Origin of the sequence: Allobosea sp. OK403 (genome assembly GCF_900113835.1) — a bacterium.
Classification (GTDB): domain Bacteria; phylum Pseudomonadota; class Alphaproteobacteria; order Rhizobiales; family Beijerinckiaceae; genus Allobosea.
In genome coordinates this window covers 160,435-183,485 of sequence record NZ_FOQV01000007.1, presented here as the reverse complement: position 1 = coordinate 183,485, position 23,051 = coordinate 160,435, and the positions used below count along the sequence as shown (strand labels likewise).

23 protein-coding genes are annotated in these 23,051 nt (G+C 65.4%); 15 read left to right on the top strand and 8 right to left on the bottom strand.

Going from position 1 to position 23,051, the window contains the following annotated elements; genetic code table 11:
• Positions 1-108 precede the first annotated feature (108 nt).
• The 3 genes from BMZ97_RS21720 to BMZ97_RS21710 all read right to left on the bottom strand — a co-directional run bounded on the left by BMZ97_RS21720 (position 109) and on the right by BMZ97_RS21710 (position 2,811).
• Complete coding sequence (locus tag BMZ97_RS21720) at positions 109-912, bottom strand: transporter substrate-binding domain-containing protein (RefSeq protein ID WP_092174526.1); 804 nt, start codon at positions 910-912, stop codon at positions 109-111.
• Between the two features lie 98 nt (positions 913-1,010).
• Entirely contained in the window at positions 1,011-1,991 is a 981-nt protein-coding gene (locus BMZ97_RS21715; RefSeq protein WP_092174524.1) for a 2-hydroxyacid dehydrogenase, read from the bottom strand.
• A 58-nt stretch (positions 1,992-2,049) separates the two neighbouring features.
• Positions 2,050-2,811 carry a GntR family transcriptional regulator gene (locus BMZ97_RS21710; protein WP_092174521.1) on the bottom strand — a complete coding sequence of 254 codons (762 nt, stop codon included), beginning with the start codon at positions 2,809-2,811 and terminating at the stop codon, positions 2,050-2,052.
• Positions 2,812-3,019: 208 nt separating this feature from the next.
• Between BMZ97_RS21710 and BMZ97_RS21705 the strand changes: the two genes are divergently transcribed.
• On the top strand, positions 3,020-4,219 hold the full coding sequence (locus BMZ97_RS21705; protein ID WP_092174519.1) for a mandelate racemase/muconate lactonizing enzyme family protein: 1,200 nt from the start codon (positions 3,020-3,022) through the stop codon (positions 4,217-4,219).
• Between the two features lie 11 nt (positions 4,220-4,230).
• A complete protein-coding gene (locus BMZ97_RS21700; protein ID WP_092174516.1) occupies positions 4,231-4,998 on the top strand; it encodes an SDR family oxidoreductase in 768 nt (255 codons plus the stop codon).
• Between the two features lie 125 nt (positions 4,999-5,123).
• Here BMZ97_RS21700 and BMZ97_RS21695 read toward each other — a convergent pair whose 3' ends face one another.
• Positions 5,124-5,663 (bottom strand): MarR family winged helix-turn-helix transcriptional regulator, encoded by a 540-nt coding sequence (locus BMZ97_RS21695; protein ID WP_092174514.1) that lies wholly within the window; start codon positions 5,661-5,663, stop codon positions 5,124-5,126.
• 222 nt (positions 5,664-5,885) lie between these two features.
• Here BMZ97_RS21695 and BMZ97_RS21690 point away from each other — a divergent pair, with 222 nt between their 5' ends.
• From BMZ97_RS21690 to BMZ97_RS21655, 8 genes are read left to right on the top strand one after another with little or no spacing between them, the layout of a single operon-like run.
• On the top strand, positions 5,886-6,917 hold the full coding sequence (locus tag BMZ97_RS21690; RefSeq protein WP_092174511.1) for an ABC transporter substrate-binding protein: 1,032 nt from the start codon (positions 5,886-5,888) through the stop codon (positions 6,915-6,917).
• Positions 6,918-6,945: 28 nt separating this feature from the next.
• Positions 6,946-8,028: an ABC transporter ATP-binding protein gene (locus BMZ97_RS21685; protein ID WP_092174509.1), complete on the top strand. Its 1,083-nt coding sequence runs from the start codon at positions 6,946-6,948 to the stop codon at positions 8,026-8,028.
• Positions 8,025-8,876 carry an ABC transporter permease gene (locus BMZ97_RS21680; RefSeq protein WP_210188301.1) on the top strand — a complete coding sequence of 284 codons (852 nt, stop codon included), beginning with the start codon at positions 8,025-8,027 and terminating at the stop codon, positions 8,874-8,876. The genes BMZ97_RS21685 and BMZ97_RS21680 overlap by 4 nt, the downstream gene beginning before the upstream one ends.
• The gene (locus tag BMZ97_RS21675) at positions 8,873-9,676 is read left to right on the top strand and encodes an ABC transporter permease (RefSeq protein ID WP_092174506.1); all 804 of its coding nucleotides are present in this window, start codon (positions 8,873-8,875) and stop codon (positions 9,674-9,676) included. Before BMZ97_RS21680 ends, BMZ97_RS21675 begins: the two co-directional genes overlap by 4 nt.
• Positions 9,677-9,694: 18 nt before the next feature.
• On the top strand, positions 9,695-10,528 hold the full coding sequence (locus BMZ97_RS21670; protein ID WP_092174504.1) for a polysaccharide deacetylase family protein: 834 nt from the start codon (positions 9,695-9,697) through the stop codon (positions 10,526-10,528).
• Complete coding sequence (locus tag BMZ97_RS21665; RefSeq protein ID WP_092174501.1) at positions 10,525-11,286, top strand: SDR family NAD(P)-dependent oxidoreductase; 762 nt, start codon at positions 10,525-10,527, stop codon at positions 11,284-11,286. The genes BMZ97_RS21670 and BMZ97_RS21665 overlap by 4 nt, the downstream gene beginning before the upstream one ends.
• Before the next feature lie 30 nt (positions 11,287-11,316).
• Positions 11,317-12,075 carry an SDR family NAD(P)-dependent oxidoreductase gene (locus BMZ97_RS21660; protein WP_092174498.1) on the top strand — a complete coding sequence of 253 codons (759 nt, stop codon included), beginning with the start codon at positions 11,317-11,319 and terminating at the stop codon, positions 12,073-12,075.
• A 12-nt stretch (positions 12,076-12,087) separates the two neighbouring features.
• Positions 12,088-13,485, top strand: coding sequence for an amidase (locus BMZ97_RS21655; RefSeq protein WP_092174496.1), 1,398 nt, complete (start codon positions 12,088-12,090; stop codon positions 13,483-13,485).
• A gap of 188 nt (positions 13,486-13,673) precedes the next feature.
• Here the strand turns inward: BMZ97_RS21655 and BMZ97_RS21650 are convergent, their stop codons facing one another.
• The 4 genes from BMZ97_RS21650 to BMZ97_RS21635 all read right to left on the bottom strand — a co-directional run bounded on the left by BMZ97_RS21650 (position 13,674) and on the right by BMZ97_RS21635 (position 18,159).
• Positions 13,674-14,564 (bottom strand): ABC transporter permease, encoded by an 891-nt coding sequence (locus BMZ97_RS21650; RefSeq protein ID WP_092174493.1) that lies wholly within the window; start codon positions 14,562-14,564, stop codon positions 13,674-13,676.
• 169 nt (positions 14,565-14,733) lie between these two features.
• Entirely contained in the window at positions 14,734-15,621 is an 888-nt protein-coding gene (locus BMZ97_RS21645; RefSeq protein ID WP_092174489.1) for an ABC transporter permease, read from the bottom strand.
• Between the two features lie 204 nt (positions 15,622-15,825).
• Positions 15,826-17,115 carry an ABC transporter substrate-binding protein gene (locus BMZ97_RS21640; RefSeq protein ID WP_092174487.1) on the bottom strand — a complete coding sequence of 430 codons (1,290 nt, stop codon included), beginning with the start codon at positions 17,113-17,115 and terminating at the stop codon, positions 15,826-15,828.
• A gap of 54 nt (positions 17,116-17,169) precedes the next feature.
• Positions 17,170-18,159 carry an ABC transporter ATP-binding protein gene (locus BMZ97_RS21635; protein WP_244546532.1) on the bottom strand — a complete coding sequence of 330 codons (990 nt, stop codon included), beginning with the start codon at positions 18,157-18,159 and terminating at the stop codon, positions 17,170-17,172.
• 371 nt (positions 18,160-18,530) lie between these two features.
• Here BMZ97_RS21635 and BMZ97_RS21630 point away from each other — a divergent pair, with 371 nt between their 5' ends.
• The 5 genes from BMZ97_RS21630 (at position 18,531) to BMZ97_RS21610 (ending at position 23,014) form a co-directional block, all read left to right on the top strand.
• Entirely contained in the window at positions 18,531-19,385 is an 855-nt protein-coding gene (locus BMZ97_RS21630) for a transporter substrate-binding domain-containing protein (RefSeq protein WP_092174756.1), read from the top strand.
• 214 nt (positions 19,386-19,599) lie between these two features.
• A complete protein-coding gene (locus BMZ97_RS21625) occupies positions 19,600-20,262 on the top strand; it encodes an amino acid ABC transporter permease (protein ID WP_092174481.1) in 663 nt (220 codons plus the stop codon).
• A gap of 9 nt (positions 20,263-20,271) precedes the next feature.
• On the top strand, positions 20,272-21,099 hold the full coding sequence (locus BMZ97_RS21620) for an amino acid ABC transporter ATP-binding protein (protein WP_092174478.1): 828 nt from the start codon (positions 20,272-20,274) through the stop codon (positions 21,097-21,099).
• On the top strand, positions 21,099-21,854 hold the full coding sequence (locus BMZ97_RS21615; protein ID WP_092174476.1) for an SDR family NAD(P)-dependent oxidoreductase: 756 nt from the start codon (positions 21,099-21,101) through the stop codon (positions 21,852-21,854). Before BMZ97_RS21620 ends, BMZ97_RS21615 begins: the two co-directional genes overlap by 1 nt.
• Positions 21,851-23,014 carry an enolase C-terminal domain-like protein gene (locus BMZ97_RS21610; RefSeq protein ID WP_092174473.1) on the top strand — a complete coding sequence of 388 codons (1,164 nt, stop codon included), beginning with the start codon at positions 21,851-21,853 and terminating at the stop codon, positions 23,012-23,014. Before BMZ97_RS21615 ends, BMZ97_RS21610 begins: the two co-directional genes overlap by 4 nt.
• Positions 23,015-23,051 lie beyond the last annotated feature (37 nt).

The window sequence follows — 23,051 nt, the reverse complement described above, 5'->3', positions numbered from 1 at the left end:
TCGATCGCGCCTCGCAGGATGTTTCAAAGGGCGCTGGATCATCCTAGGAGACGCGCTGTCGCGGCACCTCAGGATGAGGGCTACGTTTCCGTTCCGCCTTCAGGCGGATCAGAAGGTCGGGAGCGGCGGCAGCGGGCCGCCGACCCACTTCTGCGAGATCGCGTCGAGCTCGCCGTTCTGCTTGACGTAGTAGATGAAGTTGTTGAGCCACTGGCGCAGCTCATAGGCGTCCTTGCGCATGGTCATCGAGTTGGGCTGCATGCCGAAGAAGAACTTCAGCTCGGTCTCGGTCTCTCCGCGCGCCTTCATGGCCGCGTTGGCCTGGGCGTCGGGACCGGCGATCGCCTCGACCTGGCCGGAGAACAGCGCCTGCATGGTGGTGGCGTCGTCCTCGAAGCGCAGGATGGTGAGGTTCAGCTCCTTCTCACGGCTGGTGAATTCGCGCTCGACGCTGGAGCCGCGGTTGACACCGACCTTCTTGCCCTTGAGGTCGTCCCAGGTTTTGATGGCGACGTTCTTCTTGGCGTAGATGCCGGTCTGGAAGGCGCTGTAGGGGATCGAGAACATCACCGCCTTGGCGCGCTCGGGCGTCGGGGCCAGCGTGGCGACGAGGAAGTCGACCTTGTTGGCTTCCAGCGCCGGAATGCGGGCCGGCGGGGTGAGCTGCACCATCTCGACCTTGACGCCGAGATATTTGCCGATCAGCGCGATGACGTCGGCATCATAGCCAACCGCATTGCCCTGCGAGTCGACGGAGCCATAAGGCGGAGCGCCGATCAGCACGCCGATCTTGACCGAGCCGCGCTTGATGATGTCGGTGATCGACTGGGCCGAGGCCTGGCTCGCCGCCAGCATGCCGGCGCCGAGCGCGAGCAGCGTCCCGGCGACCTTGAGATGTTTCATCAGGTTCATTGGTTGCGTTTCCTTGGGCTTCGCGGATGGGTTTGCTCTTTATGCCCCGGCTTCGTGTGGCCGGTTGCTTGATCGTCAGGTCGCGGAACGTCCTTCTCTCACGACACGCTTGCTCTCACGACATTCTCGAGCGAGGAGCCGGAGAAGCAACGCTTGATGTTGTCGGCCATGGTCTGCTGGCGGCGGCGGATGGTTCCGCTGGTCCAGCCGGACATGTGCGGCGTCATTAAAACGTTTGAAAGCTCGTGGAAAGGTTGTTTCGACGGCAAGGTTTCGGCCTGGTCCGGGCCGGGATACTGATACCATGTGTCGATGATCGCGCCGCCGATCCGGCCGGCCTTGAGCGCCTCGAACAGCGCCGTCTCATCGATGGTCGGGCCGCGCCCGACATTGACGACCACGGCGTCAGGCTTCATCGCGGCGAAGGCCGCGGCCCCGACGATGCCCTTGGTCTCCTCAGTCAACGGCACCGAGACGATGATGGCGTCGGCCGAGCCCCAGAACGCGTCGAGCCGGTCGAGCGTGAAGGCGCGATCGACGATGTCCGAAACCGGCACGGCGCTGCGGTTGGCGACATGGACGTTCATCTCGAAGGCCTTGGCGCGCCTTGCGATCGCCTTGCCGATATGGCCGAAGCCGAGCAGGCCGATGGTCTTGCCGGCGATCTCGCCATGGACCCGCTCGGGAGAGCCCGCCCAATAGGCCCAATCGCCCCGGCGCAGACGCTGGTCGGCATCCGCGAGCGGAATGCTGCGGGCAAGCAATGCGCTCATCACATATTCGGCGATCGCCTGCTCATGGCCGAAGCAGTTGCAGACGCTCGCCGAGGCCGGGAGCAGGCCGAGATCGACCGCGTCATAGCCGGCGCCAGGCACATGGAAGAGCCTCAACCGCGACGGAACCGGCAGGCTCGCACCGAACTTCGTGCCGATGATGACATCGGCATCGGCATAAGCGCGCTGATCGGCGCCGACGCCGAGAACATCCGGCAGGATGCGGATATCGGCCTGCGGACCGACGAGTTCAGCGAAACCGCTGCTGAAGGAGGCGGCGTTCTCGCCGTGGAAGATGATGCGCATGGGCGGGCAGGACTTTTCGTGTTTCAGGGACTTGTCGTGTTTCAGGGCTTCTTGCGGTTCAGGCGCCGAGCAGGGGCTCGATGCTGCAATCCAGGAGAGAAGGGTCGATACGGCTCTCCATCTCGTCGAACATGCCGTCGACGAAGGCGATCAGCGCATCCGAGGCCGCGACCGCGCGGTCGACATGCCTGGTGGCGACGGCGTTGAGCACGGCAAGATGGTGGTCGATCGTGCCGTCGAGACTCGTCCTCTCAGCCATATAGCTGTGATGGATGAAGCCGATGCGGCGAAAGATGGTGTGGAGCGGCCGCAGCGTATGCTCCAGAAAGGGTTCGCCGGCGGCGGCCAGCACCATCTGGTCGATGCGGCGGTCGAGCGTATTGAACTCGGCAAGCGTCAAGCCATCGCGCTTCTCGCGCAGCAGCCGCTCCATATGCAGCATCTGGTTGCGGTGCGAGGGTCCGGCGCGTTCGGCGGCGAGCCTGATGACGAAGCGCTCGATATCGCGGCGCAGATGTAAAAGCACGCGCTCGCGGGCGAGGTCGATCGGCGCGATCTGCAGGCCGTGACGCGGGCGGATGATGATCAGCGTGTCGGCGGCGAGACGGTTCACGGCATGATGGACCGGCGTCCGGCCGAAACCGGTCATGTCCTGGAGATCCTGCATGGCGAGGAAGCGGCCGGGCGCGAGCTCGCACTTCACCAGCAATTCCTCGATGCGGTGATAGGCCAGCTCGAACAGATTGACGCGGTTGCGCCGCGGCGGAGCGCCCGCTTCTCCCACCTCGATCAAGGCCGGCCGGCTTGCGCGCTTAGCCAATTTGCATCTCCTCCGCCGTGGAGCTCATTAGTGCGGCTCCATCTTGGCATCGACCATAAACATGTTGTGATATTTTACAAGCGCTCCTATGGTCGCCCTGCTTTGACCTGATGCCTCCACTCGGAGCTATGGTCGACACGACAATCAACCAAGGCGTTCCCCGGCGCGCAAGCCGGCGAAGAACGCCAGCCGCCATGGGAGGCAGGCCTTGAAGATCACCGCCATCGAAACGCTGCGGACGGAAGAGTTCGCCAATGTCCTGTGGGTGCGCGTGCATACCGATGCCGGCGTGATCGGACTCGGCGAGACCTTCTACGGCGCCGGCGCGGTCGAATCCCACCTGCACGACACGCTCGCCATGCGCTTGCTCGGCAAGAACCCGCTGCATATCGAGGCGCTGCATCGCGAGATGTCGAACCTGCCGATGGCGCAGGCCTCGACCGGCGTCGAATCCCGCGCAACCTCGGCCGTCGACATCGCGCTCTGGGATGTGTTCGGCAAGGTCTGCGGCCAGCCGGTGCACCAGATGCTCGGCGGCCTCTGCCGCGACAAGCAGCGCATCTACAACACCTGCGCCGGCTACAAATATGTCCGCTCGCACAACATCAAGCCGGTCTCGACCTGGAATCTCGGCGAAACCTCCGGCCCCTATGAGGACCTCGACGGTTTCATGAACCGCGCCGATGCGGTGGCCGAGAGCCTGCTGGAAAGCGGCATCACGGCGATGAAGATCTGGCCGTTCGACCCGCCCGCGATCGAGAACCAGGGCCTCTACATCACGCCCGCGCAGATGCGTAAGGCAGTCGAGCCCTTCGAGAAGATCCGCAAGGCCGTCGGCGACAAGATCGAGATCATGGTCGAGTTCCACTCGCTCTGGAACCTGCCGACCGCGATCAAGATCGCCCGCGAGCTCGAGCAGTACAGCCCGACCTGGTACGAGGATCCGATCCGGATGAACTCGCCGCAGGCGCTGGCCGAATACGCCCGCTCGACGACGGTCTCGGTCTGCGCCAGCGAGACCCTGGGCTCGCGCTTCCCCTATAAGGACATGCTCGACCGCGACGCCATGCACATCGTCATGGCCGACCTGTGCTGGACCGGCGGCCTGACCGAGGGGCGCAAGATCGCGGCGATGGCGGAAACCTATCACCGCCCCTTCGCGCCGCATGACTGCATCGGCCCGGTCGGCTTCATCGCCGCCATCCACGCCTCCTTCAGCCAGCCCAACACGCTGATCCAGGAATCGGTGCGCGCCTTCTATACCGGCTGGTACAATGAGCTCGTCACCACCATGCCGGTGATCAAGGACGGCTATGTCCTGCCGATGGAAGGGCCGGGGCTCGGTGTCGAACTCCTGCCAGCGGTCTTCGAGCGCTCGGACCTCACCGTCCGCCGCACCAGCCTCTGACGGGTGCCCAAATGAGCAATCCCCTCTTCGACCTCAGCGGCAAGACCGCGCTCGTCACCGGCTCGTCGCGCGGGCTCGGCCGCGCCATGGCGGAAGGGCTGGCCGTCGCCGGCGCGCGCATCCTGATCAACGGCACGGATCCGGGCCGCGTGGCGGAAACCGTGGCGGAATTCCGTGCGCTCGGCCATCAGGCCGAACCCGCCCCGTTCAACGTCACCGACGAGGCCGAGATCCTGCGCGCTTTTGAGGCCTTCGACGCAGCGGGCATCGCTGTCGACATCCTCGTCAACAATGCCGGCATCCAGTTCCGCAAGCCGATGGTCGAGCTCGCCACGGCCGACTGGCAGCGCGTCATCGACACCAACCTGACCTCGGCCTTCATGATCGGGCGCGAGGCGGCCAAACGCATGATCGCGCGCGGCCACGGCAAGGTCATCAATATCGGCTCGCTGACCAGCGAGCTCGCCCGCGCCACGGTCGCGCCCTACACGGTCGCCAAGGGCGGCATCAAGATGCTGACGCGGGCCATGGCGGCGGAATGGGCCGAGCACGGCATCCAGGCCAATGCGATCGGGCCCGGCTACATGATCACCGACATGAACCAGGCCCTGATCGACAATCCGAGCTTCGACGCCTGGGTCAAGGGCCGCACCCCGGCCAAGCGCTGGGGCAAGCCCGGAGAACTCGTCGGCACCGCCGTCTTCCTGGCTTCCGACGCCTCGAACTACGTCAACGGCCAGATCATCTATGTCGATGGCGGGATGTCGTCTGTCCTCTAGACTCGAACCCTGGCCGTCATTGCGAGGAGCGTAGCGACGAAGCAATCCAGAGGGCTGCGCCCCAAGTCCCCCTGGATTGCTTCACTTCGTTCGCAAAGACGGGCTAGAGGACGCGACCGACCGCCCTATGGCGCGCCGAGCATCATCTGTCCGAGCGCGCGGGCGGTCGCGCTCTGCTCCTCCGCCGAGAGCGCGCTGAGCAATCTGCGCTCCGTCTCGGCATGGTCGCGCATGGCCGGCTCGACCAGGCGGCGGCCGGCTTCAGTCAATTCGACGATGACGCCGCGCCCATCGGTCTCGTCGGCCATGCGGCGGATATGGCCGGCCTTCTCCAGCTTGCGCAGCAGGTTCGACAGACCACCCGAGGTCAGGATCAGCGAGTCGAGCAGGGCCTTGGGCGACATCCGATAGGGCGCTCCCTCGACGCGCAAGGTCGCGAGCACGGCAAAGGCGGGATATTTCAGGCGGTGCTTGCCCAGGGTGCGGTTGACCGCCGTCAGGAAGACCTCGTGCAGATGCAAGAGGCGGCCGACCACGGCCTTGCCCGAGCAGTCGATCTCGGGGAACTCGCGGCGCCAGCGCTGCATGCCAGCGCCGACACGATCGTTCTCCCAGAGCGCAATCGGCTCTTCGGTCTCGATGCGTCGCTGGGCATCGTTGCGCATGCTGATCCTCCTGATCCTGCCCTTCCGACCATGCTATGCGCCGCGCCGCAAGGGTGATCGCAAGGGCTTGAGGCGCCCAGAGTATCTTTCATTTATCTTTCTTGAAAGATAAATTGAGGCATGCCATGCTTCCCTGGAATGGCGGGCGAAAGGCCTTGCTCTTCGCGCCGAGAAGCCGCGGAACAGCGGTTGGCGCCACGCAACAGACGGGGACCTGCAACCATGCGCCACAAGTTCTGCTTCGCGACCGCCACCGCCACCGCCATCCTCTGCGCCGGCTTCTCGCTCTCCGCCCAGGCTGAGGAGCTCGTCGTCGGCTCCTTCGGCGGCTCCTTCGCCGACAACGTCAAGGCCTGCCATGTCGCCGCCTTCGAGAAGGCGACGGGGGCCACCGTCTCGCTCAAGCTCGGCAATTCATCGCAATTCGCCGCCGCGATCCGCGCGACCGCCGGCAAGCCCGATATGGACATCGTCTATATCGACAACTCGCTGGCCGCCCAGACCCAGGGCGAGAAGCTCAACGAGATCATCGACCGCAAGAAGCTCAAGAACGCCGGCGACGTCATCGCCTCGGCCTGGGGCAAGGACGACGCCTATGTCGTCGCGATGGTGAGCGCGACCGCACTCGTCTACAATCCAAAGCTGGTCAAGACGCCGCCGACCTCCTGGCTCGACCTCGCCGACCCGGCCTACACAGGCAAGTACGCGATCGGCGATATCAGCGGCACGTCGGGCCTGCATTACCTGCTGGCGCTGAACAAGCTCAAGGGCGGCACACTGGAGAACATCGATCCCGGCATCGAGGCGATCAAGCCGATCGCGAAGGGCTCGGCCGTGCTCTACACCCAGGCCGACCAGTTGCTCTCGCTGTTCGAGCGCGAGGAGATCGCAATCGCGCCCTGGTATCCCGACCGCGCCGGCGTCGCCATCGACAAGGGCCTGTCGCTTGCCGTCGCCTATCCCAAGGAGGGCGCCGTCGGCATCCTGCCGGCCGTGATCATCCCCAAGGGCACGGCCAAATCGGAGCTGGCGCATAAATTCCTCGACCAGATCCTTTCGGCCGAAGGCCAGGGCTGCTTCTCGGAGCGGGCCTATATCGGCGCGGTCAACACCAAGGTGAAGCTCTCCGACAAGCTCCAGAAGATCGTCCCCAATGGGGAGAGCCTGGAGAAGGCCTGGTTCGTCGATCCCGAAATCGTCGCCAAGAACTCCGCCAACTGGACGCGCCGCTGGCAGCGCGAGGTGGCGCGCTGAGCTTGGCGCGGGCAGAGGAGAGCAGCCGGTGAGCGCGCTGAGCTTCGAGCGGCTGGGCAAGTCCTATGGCGAAGCCGAAGTCGTCAGGGAGGTCTCGCTCACCATTGCAGAGGGCGAATTCGTCTCGCTGCTGGGACCGTCCGGCTGCGGCAAGACGACGATCCTGCGCATGGTCGCAGGGCTCGTGGCACCAAGCCGCGGCCGCATCCTGATCGGCTCCGACGACGTCACGGCGCTGCCGCCCAACAAGCGCGGCCTCGGGCTGGTCTTCCAGTCCTATGCGCTGTTTCCTCATCTCACCGTCTTCGAGAACGTCGCTTTCGGCCTGCGCCGCCGCAAGGTCTCCGGCGCAGAGCTCGGCCGGCGGGTCAAGGAGGCGCTTGCCCGCGTCAGGCTGGACGCCTATGGCGAGCGTTTTCCGCGCCAGCTCTCGGGCGGCCAGCAGCAGCGCGTCGCGATCGCACGCGCCATCGCGCCGCAGCCGCGCGTGCTGCTCTTTGACGAACCGCTCTCCAATCTCGACGCGCAATTGCGCGACGAGATGCAGATCGAATTGAAGCGCCTGCAGCGCGGGCTTGGCATCACCACGCTCTTCGTCACCCACGACCAGGGCGAAGCGCTGTCCATGTCGGACCGCGTCTGCGTGATGGCGAGGGGCGTGATGCAGCAATTCGCAACGCCGGAGGACATCTATCACCGGCCCGCCACCGGCTTCGTCGCGAGCTTCATCGGCAAGCCGAACCGGCTCCAGGGTACGGTCGCAACGCGCGACGGCCAGGGCGGCAGCCTGCGGCTGGGCACTGGTCTCATCCTGCAGGCGGCCCATATCGACGCGGCCGTGGGCGCCAAGGTCGATGTGGTCATTCGCCAGGAGGCGATCCGGCTGCGCAGCGGTCAGCCCGAGCCCGATGCGCTTGCCGGCACGGTCGCGCTGCGCTCCTTCAGCGGCGCGCGGGTGCAATATGTCGTCAGGCTCACTGAGGGCATCGAGCTGATCGCCGAAACCTCATCCAGCGGCCCGGATTCGGCACTCGATCCCGGCACGCCGGTGTCGCTCGTGATCGATGCAGGCTCCATCTTCGCGATGGCCTCAGAGGGAGCGGCCGCGTGATCGCGCCCCGGCACGGGCTGATGCTGCTGGCGCCGCTGGCGCTGGTGCTGACGGGCTTCTTCCTGCTGCCCGTGCTGATGATGCTGCCGACGAGCTTCCGCGAATATGCGCCAGGAACGGGCATCGCGCCGGGCGTCTGGACACTGGAGAACTACACCCGCATCGTCACCGATGATTACTATCGCGAGGTGATCTGGCGCACGCTGGGGCTCGGGCTCTTCGTCACGCTGGCTTGCCTGCTGCTCGGCTATCCCCTCGCCTTCCTGATCGCGCGTGGGCCGGAGCGCTGGCGCGTGCCGCTGATCCTGCTCGTGATCTTCCCGATGATGCTCAACCTGGTGGTGCGCTCCTTCGGCTGGATCGCGCTGCTGTCCAATCGCGGGCTGGTCAACAACCTGCTGATCCAGCTTGGGCTGATCGCCACGCCGTTGAAGCTAATGTTCAACCTGACCGGATTGATGATCGGGCTGACCCATATCTACCTGCCCTTCATGGTGCTGATGCTGGTCGCGGCGATCCGCAACGTACCACGCGATGTCGAGGCGGCCGCCGGGACGCTGGGCTCCAGCCGCCTGCACGTCTTCGCCGCGGTGACGCTGCCGCTCTCGGCGCCGGGCATTCTCGCCGGCTCGATCCTGGTCTTCGTGCTGACGATCAGCGCCTTGGTGACGCCGCGCATGCTGGGCGGGCCGACCTACAAGGTCATGGCGACGCTGATCTATGACGAGTACATGCAGCTTCTCGACTGGCCGAGCGGCTCGGCGCTCTCCTTCGCCCTGACCGCGATGGCGATCGGCGTGATCTGGCTGTCGAGCCGGCTGACCAAGCGCTGGGCGGGCATGGCATGACGAGCGCGAGCGACAGCGACGATCGCCCGGGCTCGGCCGTGACCATGGCGGCCCTCGCCGTCATCGTCTTCCTGCAGATTCCGGTGATCGTCGTCGTGCTGGCCGCCTTCAGCACGACCTCCTATCTCACCATCCCGCCACGGGGGCTGACGCTCGCCTGGTTCGGCAAGGTGCTGAGCGACCCGAGCTATCTCTCGGCGATCCGGATGAGCCTGATCCTGGCTTGCGGCTCGACGGCGATCTCGCTCGTGCTCGGGGTCGCGGCCGCCTATGCGCTGTTCCGCAAGGCACTGCCGGGATCGGAGGCGATCACCTCCGTGCTGATGGCCCCGCTCGTCCTGCCGGCGGTCGTGATCGGCGTCGCGCTGCTGCAATATTACAGCCTGACCGGCCTGCGCGGCAGCCTGTTCGGCCTGCTGATGGCGCATGTCGTCATCACCGTGCCCTATATCGTGCGCTCGGCACTGGCGAGCCTTTCGGGCCTCGACCTTGCCGTCGAGGAGGCCGCGCGCGTGCTCGGCGCGAATGGCTTCGAGGCCTTCCGGCTCGTGACCTTGCCGCTGATCCTGCCGGGCCTCGTCGCCGGCGCGCTCTTCGCCTTCATCACCTCGCTCGACAATGTCCCGGTGACGATCTTCCTGATCAGCGCCAACCAGACGACGCTGCCGGTGCTGATCTTCTCCTCGGTCGAGATGGGGATCGATCCGAGCGTCGCCGCCGTCTCGACGCTGCTCATCGCCGCGACCGGCATCATCCTGCTCATCGCCGAGCGCCGCTTCGGCTTCCACCGTTTCGTCTGAACACGAGTTGAAAAGACCATGCCTCTCACCAGCAAGGGTTTCCCGCTCTTCCTGACCTTCGATCTCGACGCCGAGACGATGTGGACCGGGCGCGACCCGGCCTATGCCAACCGCCCGATCCTGATGTCGCAGGGCGCCTATGGCTGGAAGGTCGGCACGGGCCGCGTGCTCGATCTGCTCGACCGCTACGGCGTCAAGGCGACCTTCTTCGTGCCCGGGCTGATCATCGACCAGCGCGAGGGGCTGATCGAGGAGATCCTGAAGCGCGGCCATGAGCTCGCCCACCATAGCTACAGCCACAAATGGATTTTGAGCCTCACGCCCGACGAAGAGCGCGAGGAGATGGAGAAGGCATTTCAGTCGATCCTGCGCATCAGCGGCAAAGCTCCGCGCGGCTGGCGCTCGCCCGCCGCCGAGATCAGCCCGATCACCATGCCGATGCTGGTCGAATACGGCTTCGACTACTCCTCCAATTTCTTCGACGACGACTCGCCCTATCTGCATGAGGTCGAGGGCAAAGAGACCAAGATCGTCGAACTGCCCTTCCGCTGGGTGCTCGATGACGCACCCTTCTTCCAGTACTCGATCGTGCTGCCCGGCCGCACCATGCAGGCCCCTTCCGCGCTGCTCGAAGCCTGGAAGAGCGAGTTCGATGTGCTCTATGCCGAGGACCGGATGATGATGATCGGCATGCATCCCGAAATGATCGGCCAGCCCTCGCGCATCAAGGTGCTGGAAGGGCTGATCGAGCATGCGCTGAAGCATAAGGATGTCTGGATCGGACGCTGCGACGAGATGGTCGACGATATGCGGCCCGGTCTGGAGACGGCGCGGGCGGAGGCCAGGCGATGAGCGGCGCGCTCAAGGGCCGGCGCATCCTGATCACCGGCGCCGCCAAGGGCATCGGGCTTGCGACGACGGAGCGCTTCATCGGCGAAGGCGCGCGCGTTGCGGCGCTCGACCGGGATGAGGCAGCGCTGACGGCTTTGGCCGGGCGTTTCAACCGCAGCCAGCTCCATCCGGCCAAGACCGATGTCGTCGATCCGGCTTCCGTAGCGGCTGCCGTGGCTGAGAGCGCCGCCGCGCTCGGCGGGCTCGACGGCATCGTCAATGCCGCCGGCATCGATCTTGTCGCGGATATCGAGGCGATGGCGCTCGCCGACTGGAGCCGCGTGCTCGCCGTCAACCTGACCGGGCCGATGCTGGTGATGCAGGCGGCTTACCCTCATCTCAAGACGGCTGGTGGCGGCACCATCGTCAATGTTTCGTCGGGCGCCGGCCTCTCGCCATTGAAGCACCGCACCGCCTATTGCGCGTCGAAAGCCGGTTTGCAGATGGCGTCCAAGGCGCTCGCCATGGAGGCGGCGGAATTCGGTATCCGCGTCAACACGGTCTGCCCCGGCGCGGTCGAGACCGAACTCTTCCGCTCCGGCATCGATACATCGCCCGATCCGCAGGCGGCCTATGAGGCCGTGCGCTCCCGCTACGCGCTCCAGCGCATCGCCGCGCCCGATGAGATCGCCGCCGCGATCCTGTGGCTGACCTCAGCTGAATCCTCCTACGTCACCGGCACGGCGATCGCCGTCGATGGCGGCCGCACTTTTCACTGAGGAACAGATCTTGTCATTGAGGAGCAGCTCATGACCGCCAGCGCAGGCCGCTTTTCCGGCAAGGTCGTGGCGATCACCGGCGCGGCCCACGGCATCGGCGCGGCCACCGCCCGGCGCTTCCTCGCCGAAGGCGCGCGCGTCGCCGTGATTGACCGCGAAAGCGAGGGTTTCGCGGAGAGCTTCAGGGACGTGCCCGCAGAACAGTTGCTCACAGTGGCGGGCGACTGCACCGACGCTGCCGTGCTCGCCGACTTCCATGCGCGCGCTGTCTCAAGCTTCGGTCCGGTCGACATCCTGTTCAACAATGTCGGCCAAAGCGGGCGCGAGCGCGCCGCCCAATTCCATGAATCGGATGAGGAGGTCTGGCGCTTCGTGCTGGAGGTCTCGCTGTTCACCGCGATGCGGATGTCGCGCCTCGTCGTGCCGGCGATGCGCGAGCGCGGCGGGCGGATTGTCAACATGTCGAGCGATGCGGCCTTCGTCGGCGACGCCGGCCTGACCGATTATGCCGCTGCCAAGATGGGCATCATCGGTTTCACCCGCGCCTTGGCGCGGGAACTTGCGGCCCATCGCGTCACGGTCAATGCGGTGGCGCCAGGCGCGATCCGCACCCGCGCCCATGACCGGCTGACGCCTGCCGTGATCGAAAAGATCAAGGCGACGACGCCGGCCGGCTTCATCGCCGAGCCCGAGGATGTCGCGGGCTGCGTCGCATTCCTCGCCAGCGAGGACGCCCGCTATGTCACCGGCCAGACGCTGCTGATCGATGGCGGCCGCTGGATGATCTGACGGAGCACGAGCATGACCGCCATCACCGACCTGTCCGCCATCAAGCTCGCTGCCGCTATTCGTGCGCGCGAGGTGTCCCCGGTCGACGCGGTCGAGGCCGCGCTCGCCCGGATCGAGGAGCGCCGGGAGCTCAACGCCTTCATGGCGGTTTGCACCAAGCGGGCGCGCAGCGAGGCGAAAGCGGCCGAGGCCGCGATCATGAACGGCGCACCGCTCGGCGCGCTCCACGGCATTCCCTTCTCGGTCAAGGACCTGACCAATACGGAGGGCGTCGCCACCACGCAGGGATCTGCCCTGTTCGCCGACACGCTGCCCTCCTCCGATGCCGTTGCGGTCGCCCGGGCACGGGCAGCGGGCGCGATCCTGATCGGCAAGACGACGACACCGGAATTCGGGCACAAGCCCTTCACCGAAGGACCGTTCTTCGGGCGCACGCTCAACCCCTGGAGCCATGCCCATAGCTGCGGCGGTTCGTCGGGCGGCGCGGCGGTCGCGGTCGCGGCCGGGATGGGCCCGCTGGCACTCGGCTCCGATGGCGGCGGCTCGATCCGGATTCCGGCAGCCTGCTGCGGCGTCGTCGGGCTCAAGGCGACGCTCGGCGCGATCCCGAACCTGCAGGCGCCCGATCTGTTCGGAGCCAACTCCTATGTCGGGCCGATGGCGCGCGACGTCGCGGATACGCGGCTGATGTTCGAGGTGCTGGTCGGGCCCGACCGGCGCGACCCTTACGGCCAGGTCGGAGCCCTGCCGCACCGCGTGCTGGGCGAGGCCGAGCGCCCGCGCATCGGCTTCCTGCTGCGCTGCGGCAATGTTCTCGATCCGGAGGTCGAGAACTCCGTTCTCGCCGCGATGAAGCAGGCCGAGGCGCTCGGCATGATCGTCGAGCCGATCGAGCTCGATCTCGTCTCGCTCGAACCGCATTTCCTGGTGCTGCTGCGCTCGCTGCTGCTGGCGCGTTTGGGTGGCCATGCGGCGCGCTCGCCCGAAAAACTCGACCCGACGCTTATCGCCACGATCGAGGCCGGGCGCGCCTACAGCGCCGCCGATCTCTGCGAGGCGCAGTTCGCGCGCACGAACTGCTTCTCGCAAATCCAGGACATCCTGTCCCGCTTCGACCTCATCGCCTCACCGACGCTGTCGGCTCCGGCCCTGCCGGTCGGTCTCGATCCGCTCGGCCGCATCGCGATCGCGGGGCGCGACGCCGGCACGATCCGCGGCGCCTGGTATCCTTATACCTTCCCCTTCAACCTGACGGGGCATCCGGCCCTGTCAATGCCTTGCGGTCTCTCCGAGGGCGGTTTGCCGATCGGGCTGCAGCTCGTCGGGCGCTGGCATGAGGACGGCTATCTGCTCGCTATCGCCGCGCGCCTGGAGGCGGCGCTCGGCTTCACAACGCGCCCGCCAGCCTAGAGCAGGATGCGTAAAAGTGGGTGCCGGTTTTTCGCAAGAGCGATGCTCTTGGGGGGTGATTTTAGCCTGAACCACACCGTCATTGCGAGGAGCGAAGCGAGGAAGCAATCCAGGGGCGGCAGAGCTCGACGTCCCCCTGGATTGCTTCGCTACGCTCGCAATGACGGCCTGGATGGTATTGATACCAGCTAGACCATGCCCTTGCCGGCATCCGAGCCGCGCCGCGCCTGGCGCGCCCGCAGGCTCAGGATCGCAGCGAGCGCCAGGCCGATCACCAGGAAAGACACGCCGGTCGTGACGGTGCCGAGCGCATAGATCTCCGGCGTCGTCACGGTCGAGGTCAGCGCCTGGAGTTCGAGCGGCAGCGTGTTCTTCTCGCCGATCGCCTGCGAGGAGCGCGCGATTTCGTCCCAGGACAAGGTGAAACCGAAGAGCCCGACGCCGATCAGCGAGGGCAGGATCACCGGCAGGATGACATGTCGGAAGCTCTGCCAGGGCGTAGCACCGAGATCGCGCGCCGCTTCCTCCAGCCGGCCGTCGAAGCGGTTGAAGATCGCGAACATGATCAGCAGGCCGAAGGGCAAGGCCCAGGTCAGATGCGCGCCGAGGCCGGAGGTGAAGATGTCCATGGCGGTGGTGTAGCTTTCGGCGATGAAGCCCGGCGCATAGGCCTTCACCGCCTCGTCGAAGAGGCGAAATTGCAGGGCAATGCCGAGCGATGTCACGATCGAGGGCACGATCAGGCTGGCGATGGTGACGTAGAACAGCAGGTTCTGGCCCTTGAAGCGCTTGCGGAAGGCAAGCCCCGCCAGAACCGAGAAGACCATGGTGATCAGCATCACCGTCAAACCGAGCTGGAGCGAGCGCCAGAATGCCGATTTGATGTCGACGATGCCGCCGCCGCTCCAGAGCTTGCCGAACCAGTGCAGCGAGACCCCGTTCATCGGAAAGGTCATGCCGCCGGTCGGCCCTTGGAAAGAGAGCGCGAAGATCGCGATCATCGGCCCGTAGAGGAACAGCACGAACAGCCCGAAGAAGGCGGCGAGCCAGTAGAAGGAAGCGGGACGGCCCTCGCGCATGGCTAGAGCTCGACGATCTTGTGCGGAAACGCGGCGTCATCCTGGACAAGCTGCGAAGCAGCGCAGCTCCGGGATCCATTATAGAGCGCCGTCAGTGCTCTATGATGGATCCCGGGACGAGCTTCGCTCGCCCAGGATGACGCAGTGTTTCCGAGTGACATCGTCACGTTCACAGCTCCTTGCGGATATCGACGAAGCGGTTCAGCGCCGTGATGATCAGGAGCGTGATCGCGAGCAGGATCACCGCATTGGCAGCCGCCGGCGGGAATTGCAGCGCATTCAGCCGCGTCTCGATGATCTTGCCGGCCGAGGCGATCTGCTGTCCGCCCATCACGCCGACCGTGATGAAATCACCCATCACGATGGTGACGACGAAGATCGAGCCGATGACGATGCCGGGCTTGGCCAGCGGAATGACCACGTTCCAGAGCGTCTGCCAGCCGCTGGCGCCGGCATCATAGGCAGCCTCGAGCAGGCGCTTGTCGATGCGCGCCATCGAATTGAAGATCGGGATCACCATGAAGAAGGTGAACAGGTGCACGAAGGCGAGCACCACCGAGAATTGTGAAAACAGGAGCCACTCGATCGGCTGATTGATCAGGCCCGCCTTCATCAGCGCGCTGTTGACCAGCCCGTTGCGGCCCAGCAGCGGCACCCAGGAGATCATCCGGATGACGTTCGAGGTCCAGAAGGGAATCGTGCAGATGAGCGCGAGCGTCATCTGCATCGTCACGGACTGGACGTGGAAGGCGAGAAAATAGGCGATGGTGAAGCCGATCACCAGCGTGATCGCCCAGACGATCAGGCAGAACTTCACCGTCGAGAGATAGGTTTTCAGGATGGTGCAGAGCTCCGGCAGCTGGTCGTAGCAGCCCTCGAAGGTCTCGACATAGGAGCGCGTCGTGAAGCTCGGGATGATCGAGTAATCGTTGTAGTCCCAGAACGAGACCATCACGACGAAGAGCAAGGGAATGACGAAGAACAGCGCGAAGACGCCGGCGAAAGGCAAGGCCTGGAGCCAGGCCGGCGGCGCGTAGGCGGTTTTCGTCGCTGGCATGGGTGGGGCTTTTCGGTCCGTTCAGGGCCTAACATCTATCGTCAAACCGCGCCGTCATCCTGGGCGACCACAGGTCGTCCCGGGATCCATCGTAGGGCTCAGGCGCTCTACGATGGATCCCGGATCTGCGCCGCTGCGCGGCTTGTCCAGGATGACGGCGCGGGTGTCGTCAATCGATCGATGATGTGCAGAGGCGCGTTCACATCACGCCGCGATGAACTCGTTCCATTTGCGGACCATATAGTCGTTCTCGTCCATCACCGCGTTCCAGCAGGCGACATTGCCCATGCGGTCGTCATAAGAGCCGCCGTCGCGCGTGGCGCCGGCCTTTTCCAATAGCGAGCCGTCGGGCGCCTTGATGTCCTTCTCGGCAGCCTTGCCCTCCATCCAATAGGCCCATTCATAGGGCTCCATATTGGCCTTGGCGGTGGAGAGAACGGCGGAATAATAGCCCTGCCGGTTGAGATAGGCGCCGGCCCAGCCGGACAGGAACCAGTTGACGAACTCATAGGCGAGCTCGGCCTTGCGGCCCGTGACCGATTTCGACAGGCAGAAGCCCGAGGCCCAGGAGCGATAGCCCTCCTTCAGCGGCTGGAAGGTGCAGGCGATACCCTTGGTGCGCACCGCCGTGACGGCCGGCGACCACATCGACTGGATCACTGTCTCGCCCGAGGCCATCAGGTTGACGCTCTCGTTGAAGTCCTTCCAGAAGGCGCGGAACTGGCCGCTCTTCTTCGCCTCGGTCAGGACCTTCATGGTGAGGTCGATCTCGGCGCGGGTCATATTGCCCTTGTCGGGATATTTGTAGAGCCCGGCCGCCTCGACCACCATCGCCGCATCCATGATGCCGATCGAGGGGATATTGAGGATCGAGGCCTTGCCCTTGAATTCCGGGTTCAGCAGTTCCTTCCAGCTCTCGATCGGGCGCTTGATCAGATCGGGGCGGATGCCGAGCGTGTCGGCGTTGTAGACGGTCGGGATCAGCGTCACCCATTGCGTGACGCCAGACGCGAATTTGGTCGAGTTCGCGCCCTCGACGAACATCACCTTCTTGGGCGCGGTGCCCTGGTCGCCGATGACCTTGCCATTGGGCAATTGCCCCTTGGTGAAGACCGGCGTGATGTTGTCGAACTCCTTGATCTTGCGGGCGTCCATGCCGAGGATGTTGCCCGACGGCACGAGCTTCTTCAGGCTGAAATATTCGGTGTCGAGCACGTCGAAGGAATTCGGCTGGGTGATGACGCGCTTGGTCACGTCGTCGGTCGTCGCCGAGATGTATTCGATGGTGATGCCGGTATCAGCCTTGACCTTCTTGGTGATGTCGTCGGCCTGGTTCACGGCCGTACCGAGATAGCGCAGCACCTTAGGCTCCTGCGACCAGACCGCAGGGAAGCCGGTGATCGCGCCTGAACCGGCGGCAACGCCAGCGGCAGCGCCAGCGCCCTTCAGCAGCGTGCGCCGCGAGACGCCTTTCATATCCTTCGCCTTACCCATCACTCTCTCCTCCTCATCGATCTTGCTCATCGATCTTGCTGGTCGGTCATGTTGTCAGGTGGCGGCGCCAAGCCGGTGGATGTCGGCCTCGCGCCAGCTCACGGCGACGGTATCGCCGGGATTGAACGGCTCGGCGTCGAAGGCGGCTTCGCTCAGATTGGCGGTCAATTCCGTGGCGAAATCCGCCGCCAGTCCGATCTGGACATAGGAGCCCTGATATTCGACATCGCTGACCACGGCGGTACGGGCCGCACCGTTCACGGCCTTGGTCAGGCGCAGCTTGTCGGTGCGGACCGCAATCGCGCCGGCGGCATCGGAGACGATGTTGTGGCCGCCGATGAAACGGGCGATGAAGGCGGTCGCCGGCGCATTGAAGACCGCGCGCGGCGTGCCCGCCTGCTCGATCAGGCCCTGGTTCATCACCACCATCAGATCGGCCAGCGCCATCGCCTCGTCCTCGCCATGGGTGACGTGGATGAAGGTGATGCCGAGCTCCTTCTGCAGCTTCTTCAGTTCGGCCCGCATCTTGATGCGCAGGAACGGATCGAGCGCCGAAAGCGGCTCGTCGAGCAGCAGGATCTGCGGCTTGGTGATCAGGGCGCGGGCGAGCGCGACGCGCTGCTGCTGGCCGCCGGAGAGCTGCGCCGGCAGGCGCTCGGCATAGCGCTCCATCGCGACGAGTTCGAGCAGGCGCATCGCCTCCGCTCGGCGCTCTGCCTTCGCGACGCCACGCATCTTCAAGGAGAAGGCGACATTGTCGACGCAGGAGAGATGCGGGAACAGCGCATAGCTCTGGAACATCATCGCCGTGCCGCGCCTGGCCGGCGGCAGATCGGTGACATTGGTCGGGCCCAGGATGATGTCGCCTTCGCTCACCGCCTCATGGCCGGCGATCATCCGCAAGGTCGAGGATTTGCCGCAACCGGAGGGGCCGAGCAGGCAGCAATAGGTGCCGGCCTTGACGCGCAGATTGATCGCGTCGACGGCAACCGTTGCGCCATAGCGCTTGGTGACCTGAACGAGTTCGAGATCGGAACCGCGCAATCCTGCCTCCTGGTTGGGCATGCGCCCTACAAGGGGCGTGCCAAACGCCGACCAGCCATCGCAGCGGTGCATGCTCGCCAGCGGCGTCGCGATTTTCGCGGGTGCATTGTCCAGAAAAACCGGCAGACCGCCGAACGATTGGGCATTCGCACAAATCAGAAGCAGTCATTGCCTTCTGCATCCGAGCCGCCGCCCTTGCCGGCAAAGCTGCACGGATCGCATCTTGCCCGGCCAATTCGTCACGGAAGCGCGCATATCTGCGGTGCCATGCACGCAGAAGGCGCTTGATCGTGGCGATCTTCCGGCAGAGTAAAGACGACGAGATGTCGATCGCGCCCCGGCTGGCCGGTCATCAGAGTGAGGGGATCACCATGGTTTCGCGCAGGGATATCGCCACCGCCATCGGCGCCGCGGCCGTCGGGATAGCGGCTGCCGGCATCGTCTCGCCAGCTGCGGCCCAGGCGCCGGCGGCCGGAGGCGAGACCGCCTTCGAACGCATCCGCCGGACCAAGAAGCTGCGTATCGGCGCGGTGGCGGGAGCGGCCCCCTATTACAACAAGGACATCGTGACCGGTCAGTGGGGCGGCTTCTATATCGACCTGTCGAAGGCGCTGGCCGAGGAGCTCGAAGTCGAGCTCGAGATCCTCGAGACGACCTGGGGCAATTCCGTCCTCGACCTGCAGGCGAACAAGATCGACATCTTCTTCGGCCTCAACCCGACGCCCAAGCGCGCGCTGGTGGTCGATTTCTCGGTGCCGGTGTTCAACAACGCCTTCACGATGATCACCAAGAAGGGCCTGGGCAAGAAGACCTGGGACGATTTCAACAACCCCGCCCTCAAGATCACGGTCGATGCCGGCTCCTCTCAGGACCAGGTCGCGACACGGCTCTGCTCGAAGGCGCAGATCTCGCGCTTCAAGAGCGTCGACGACGCCGCCGCTGCCATCATGACCGGCCGCGCCGACGCGCAATGCATCGTGATGATGCTGTCGCTGACCATGCTCAAGAAGAACCCGGCGCTCGGCGAGCTCGTGGTGCCGACCCCGGTCTTCGCCACGACCTCGAATGCCGGCTTCCGCCGCGAGGCCGACCAGACCTGGCCCAAATATGTCAACACCTGGCTCGAGTTCAATCGCGGGCTCGGCCTGATCCGCAGCGTGATCATCAAGAACATGGAGTCGGTCGGCGTCACCGAAGCCGACATGCCCGCCGGCGTCCAGCTCTGAAGGCGGAGCGCTCGGCCTTGCCTGGCAAGGCATCCAACCGAACCGAAGCGTCGTCCCGGGCGTAGCGAAGCGAAGACCCGGGACCCATGCCTGAGCCCATTCCGCCGAGGCTCCGGCATGGATCCCGGATCGAGCTGCGGTCGCCGGGGATGACGGCGCGGTTCTCCGGATAGCGTGACAGCCGTCACGGTCATCGTTCTTCCTGGACCTCGCCATGTATCAATGGGATTTCGGCTCGCTCTGGAGCTATCGCTGGCTGTTCCTGAACGGCTTGTGGGTCACGGTCGGCTTCACCGTGGCCATCGTCGTGCTCGGGCTGCTCATCGGGCTTGTCGGAGCGCTCGCGAAACTCTCGCCCTTCGCCCCGCTGCGCTGGCTCGCGCTCGCCTATATCGAGGTCTTCCGCTGCACGCCCGTGCTGGTGCAACTCGTCTGGTTCTACTACGCCCTGCCGATCCTGAGCGGCATCGAGATCTCGGCCGTCACGGCCTCGATCCTGGCGCTCTCGCTTTATGGCGGCTCCTTCTATGCCGAGATCATCCGCGGCGGCATCGTCTCGATCGACCCCGGCCAGCCGGAAGCGGCCGCCGCGCTCGGCATGACCCCGTTCCAGTCGATGCGCCGGATCATCCTGCCGCAGGCGCTGAAGCGTATGATCCCGCCGCTGATGAACCAGTCGATCATCCAGTTCAAGAACACCTCGCTGGTCTCGGTGCTGGCCGTGCCGGACCTGCTCTATCAGGGCCAGATCGCGGCGCATGACAGCTACCGGCCGCTTGAGGTCTACAGCGCCGTGGCGATCGCCTATTTCGTGCTTCTCTTCCCGCTCACGATCATTGTGCGCCAGGGCGAGAAGAAGCTGTCCACGAGCGATTGAGGCCAGGCGATGGACACCACATCCACGATCGAGACGCCCAAGATCGAGACACCCAAGATCGAGGTCGCCGCGCTGCGCAAGCAATTCGGCGAGCTCGTCGTCCTCAAGGACATCAACCTGAAGGTCGCGGCCGGGAGCGTGGTCGCGCTGATCGGCCCCTCCGGCTCCGGCAAATCGACCCTGCTGCGCTGCATCAACCTGCTGGTGACACCCGATGGCGGACGCGTTCGGGTCGGAGAGGACAGCTTCGCCTTCGGTGTCGGCAGCAAGCCGCCGAAGACGAAGGAACTCGCCCGCTTCCGCACCAACACCGGCATGGTGTTCCAGCACTTCAACCTGTTTCCGCATATGACGGCGCTCGGCAACGTCATGGAAGCGCCGATCACCGTCCGTGGGAAGCCCAAGGCACAGGCGCGCGAGCAGGCGCTGGCATTGCTCGCCAAGGTCGGGCTCGCCGACAAGGTCGACGAATATCCCAGCCGCCTGTCGGGTGGGCAGAAGCAGCGCGTCGCCATTGCCCGCGCACTCGCCATGGAGCCGGAGGTGATGCTGTTCGACGAGGCGACCTCGGCGCTCGACCCCGAGCTCGTCGGCGAGGTCCTGGGCGTGATGCAGAAGCTGGCCTCGGAAGGCATGACGATGGTGATCGTCACCCATGAGATCGCCTTCGCCCGCGAGGTCGCAGACCGCGTCATCTTCATGCGCGACGGCGTGGTCGTCGAGGAAGGACCGGCACGGCAAGTGATCGACGCGCCGCGCGAGCCGGCGACACAGGCCTTCCTTGGCCATTTCCATCGCGGCGGCGCAGCTCAAGCCCCGGCTGAAAAGGCGCTGTGATGCCCGGCCTCGATCGTGTCTATCTCGTCACCGGTGCGGCGAGCGGAATCGGCCGGGCGACCGCGCAATTGCTCGCCGGACCCGGTATCGGCCTCATCATACATACCGGCAGCAATCGCACCGGGCTCGACGCAGTTGCCGAGACGGCTCGCACGGCCGGAGCCAAGGTCGAGACCATCCTTGGCGACATGGCGGCGAAGACGACCTGCGACCAGATCGTGACGCTGGCAGCCGATGGCTTTGGGAGACTCGACGGGCTGGTCGCGGTCGCCGGCCATGCCCGCAGAGCCGGCATCATGGATCTGCCCGAGAGCGAGATCGGGCAAGCCATGGACGAATCCGTCGCCGCCCTCATGCGCATGGCCCGCGCGGCGCGCCCGCTGCTGAAAGCCAGCGGCAGCGGCCGGATCGTCGCCACCTCGTCCTTCGTCGCTCACGCCCTGCGCACCGATCTCCAGCCCTTCGCCGCAACCGCTGTGAGCCGCGCCGCGCTGGAGACGGTGGTGAAGCTGATGGCGCATGAACTCGCCACTGATGCCATCACCGTCAACGCCGTTGCGCCCGGGCTGATCCGCAAGGACGAAGGCCGAGGCAGCAAGCTAAGCCTCGAGGCGATCGCCCGCATGGAAGCGATCATTCCACTCGGGCGGCGCGGCCTGCCCGAGGAGGTCGCGGCCATGATCGCCTTCCTCGCCTCGCCGGCTGCGTCCTACGTCACCGGCCAGATCATACACGTCAATGGAGGGCTCGCATGAGCCAGGACATCATCAACCAGGCCGTCGTCGACAAGAGCGGAGCGGTCCTCGAAAGGATCAGGCTCTTTTTCATCGAAAGCCCGATCAAGATGGCCCGGCTCCAGGGCGTCGGGAACGTCAAGGGCACGGTCAAGCGCGTCCTCGTCGAGTTGACCGCAAGCGACGGCGTGGTGGGCTGGGGCGAAGCCGCCCCCTGGGAGGTCTTCACAGGCACGGCGGAAGCTGCGCTGGCGGCGATCGACGTCTATCTGCGCCCGGTGCTGATGGGCCGCCCCGTCAAGCGCGTGCGCGAGACGATGGCCCTGCTCGACCGCGCGCTGGTTGGCCATGCCGAGGCCAAGGTCGCGATCGAGATGGCGCTCCTGGACATCGTCGGCAAGGCGTCGGGCCTTTCGGTCGCCGACCTGCTCGGCGGGCGGGTGCGCGACACGATCCCGCTCTCCTTCTCGATCGCCGATCCGGATTTTGCCGCCGATCTCGAGCGGATGCGCGCCATGGTCCCGGCCGGCAACGTGATCTACAAGGTCAAGACCGGCGTGAAGCCGCATAAGGAGGATCTCGCCCATCTCGAAGCGATGCGCTCCGAATTCGGCGACGCGATCGACCTCCGGCTCGACTATAATCAGGCGCTGCAGCCTTTCGGCGCGATCAAGATTCTGCGCGATGTCGACGCGTTCGCGCCGACCTTCATCGAGCAGCCGGTTCCGCGCGACAATCTCGACGCGATGGCCGCCTTCGTGGTGGCGCTGGACACGCCGATCCTGGCCGATGAAAGCTGTTTCGACGCCCGCGATCTCAACGAGGTGATCCGCCTCAAGGCCGCGAATGCAATCTCGGTCAAGCTGATGAAGGCGGGCGGCCTCCTCAAGGCGCAGGCCATCATGGCGATCGCCGATCAGGCCGGGCTGCCGGGCTATGGCGGCACGCTCTGGGAGGGCGGCATCGGGCTTGCCGCCGGCACGCAGCTCATCGCCGCGACGCCCGGCATCTCGCTCGGCTGCGAGTTCTACATGCCCCACCATGTCTTGACCGAGGACGTGCTGGAGGAGCGCGTCGCCAACCGCAACGGACATGTCGTGGTGCCGGACGGGCCGGGGCTCGGCATCCGCGTCAGCGAAGCCTCGGTGCGGGCCAATGCGCGCATCCTGGCCGAGCGCTGAGAGCCCGTATGGAAACTCCAGCCCTCATCCTGCGGAG

Bases quoted from the DNA above. Each gene is read 5' to 3' on its own strand.
- BMZ97_RS21610 (WP_092174473.1), top strand. From the start codon at position 21,851: ATGAGCCAGGACATCATCAACCAGGCCGTCGTCGACAAGAGCGGAGCG.
- BMZ97_RS21670 (WP_092174504.1), top strand. From the start codon at position 9,695: ATGCCTCTCACCAGCAAGGGTTTCCCGCTCTTCCTGACCTTCGATCTC.
- BMZ97_RS21700 (WP_092174516.1), top strand. From the start codon at position 4,231: ATGAGCAATCCCCTCTTCGACCTCAGCGGCAAGACCGCGCTCGTCACC.
- BMZ97_RS21625 (WP_092174481.1), top strand. From the start codon at position 19,600: ATGTATCAATGGGATTTCGGCTCGCTCTGGAGCTATCGCTGGCTGTTC.
- BMZ97_RS21720 (WP_092174526.1), bottom strand. From the start codon at position 912: ATGAACCTGATGAAACATCTCAAGGTCGCCGGGACGCTGCTCGCGCTC.
- BMZ97_RS21630 (WP_092174756.1), top strand. From the start codon at position 18,531: ATGGTTTCGCGCAGGGATATCGCCACCGCCATCGGCGCCGCGGCCGTC.
- BMZ97_RS21695 (WP_092174514.1), bottom strand. From the start codon at position 5,663: ATGCGCAACGATGCCCAGCGACGCATCGAGACCGAAGAGCCGATTGCG.
- BMZ97_RS21690 (WP_092174511.1), top strand. From the start codon at position 5,886: ATGCGCCACAAGTTCTGCTTCGCGACCGCCACCGCCACCGCCATCCTC.
- BMZ97_RS21715 (WP_092174524.1), bottom strand. From the start codon at position 1,991: ATGCGCATCATCTTCCACGGCGAGAACGCCGCCTCCTTCAGCAGCGGT.
- BMZ97_RS21665 (WP_092174501.1), top strand. From the start codon at position 10,525: ATGAGCGGCGCGCTCAAGGGCCGGCGCATCCTGATCACCGGCGCCGCC.
- BMZ97_RS21660 (WP_092174498.1), top strand. From the start codon at position 11,317: ATGACCGCCAGCGCAGGCCGCTTTTCCGGCAAGGTCGTGGCGATCACC.
- BMZ97_RS21675 (WP_092174506.1), top strand. From the start codon at position 8,873: ATGACGAGCGCGAGCGACAGCGACGATCGCCCGGGCTCGGCCGTGACC.
- BMZ97_RS21615 (WP_092174476.1), top strand. From the start codon at position 21,099: ATGCCCGGCCTCGATCGTGTCTATCTCGTCACCGGTGCGGCGAGCGGA.
- BMZ97_RS21620 (WP_092174478.1), top strand. From the start codon at position 20,272: ATGGACACCACATCCACGATCGAGACGCCCAAGATCGAGACACCCAAG.
- BMZ97_RS21645 (WP_092174489.1), bottom strand. From the start codon at position 15,621: ATGCCAGCGACGAAAACCGCCTACGCGCCGCCGGCCTGGCTCCAGGCC.
- BMZ97_RS21655 (WP_092174496.1), top strand. From the start codon at position 12,088: ATGACCGCCATCACCGACCTGTCCGCCATCAAGCTCGCTGCCGCTATT.
- BMZ97_RS21650 (WP_092174493.1), bottom strand. From the start codon at position 14,564: ATGCGCGAGGGCCGTCCCGCTTCCTTCTACTGGCTCGCCGCCTTCTTC.
- BMZ97_RS21640 (WP_092174487.1), bottom strand. From the start codon at position 17,115: ATGGGTAAGGCGAAGGATATGAAAGGCGTCTCGCGGCGCACGCTGCTG.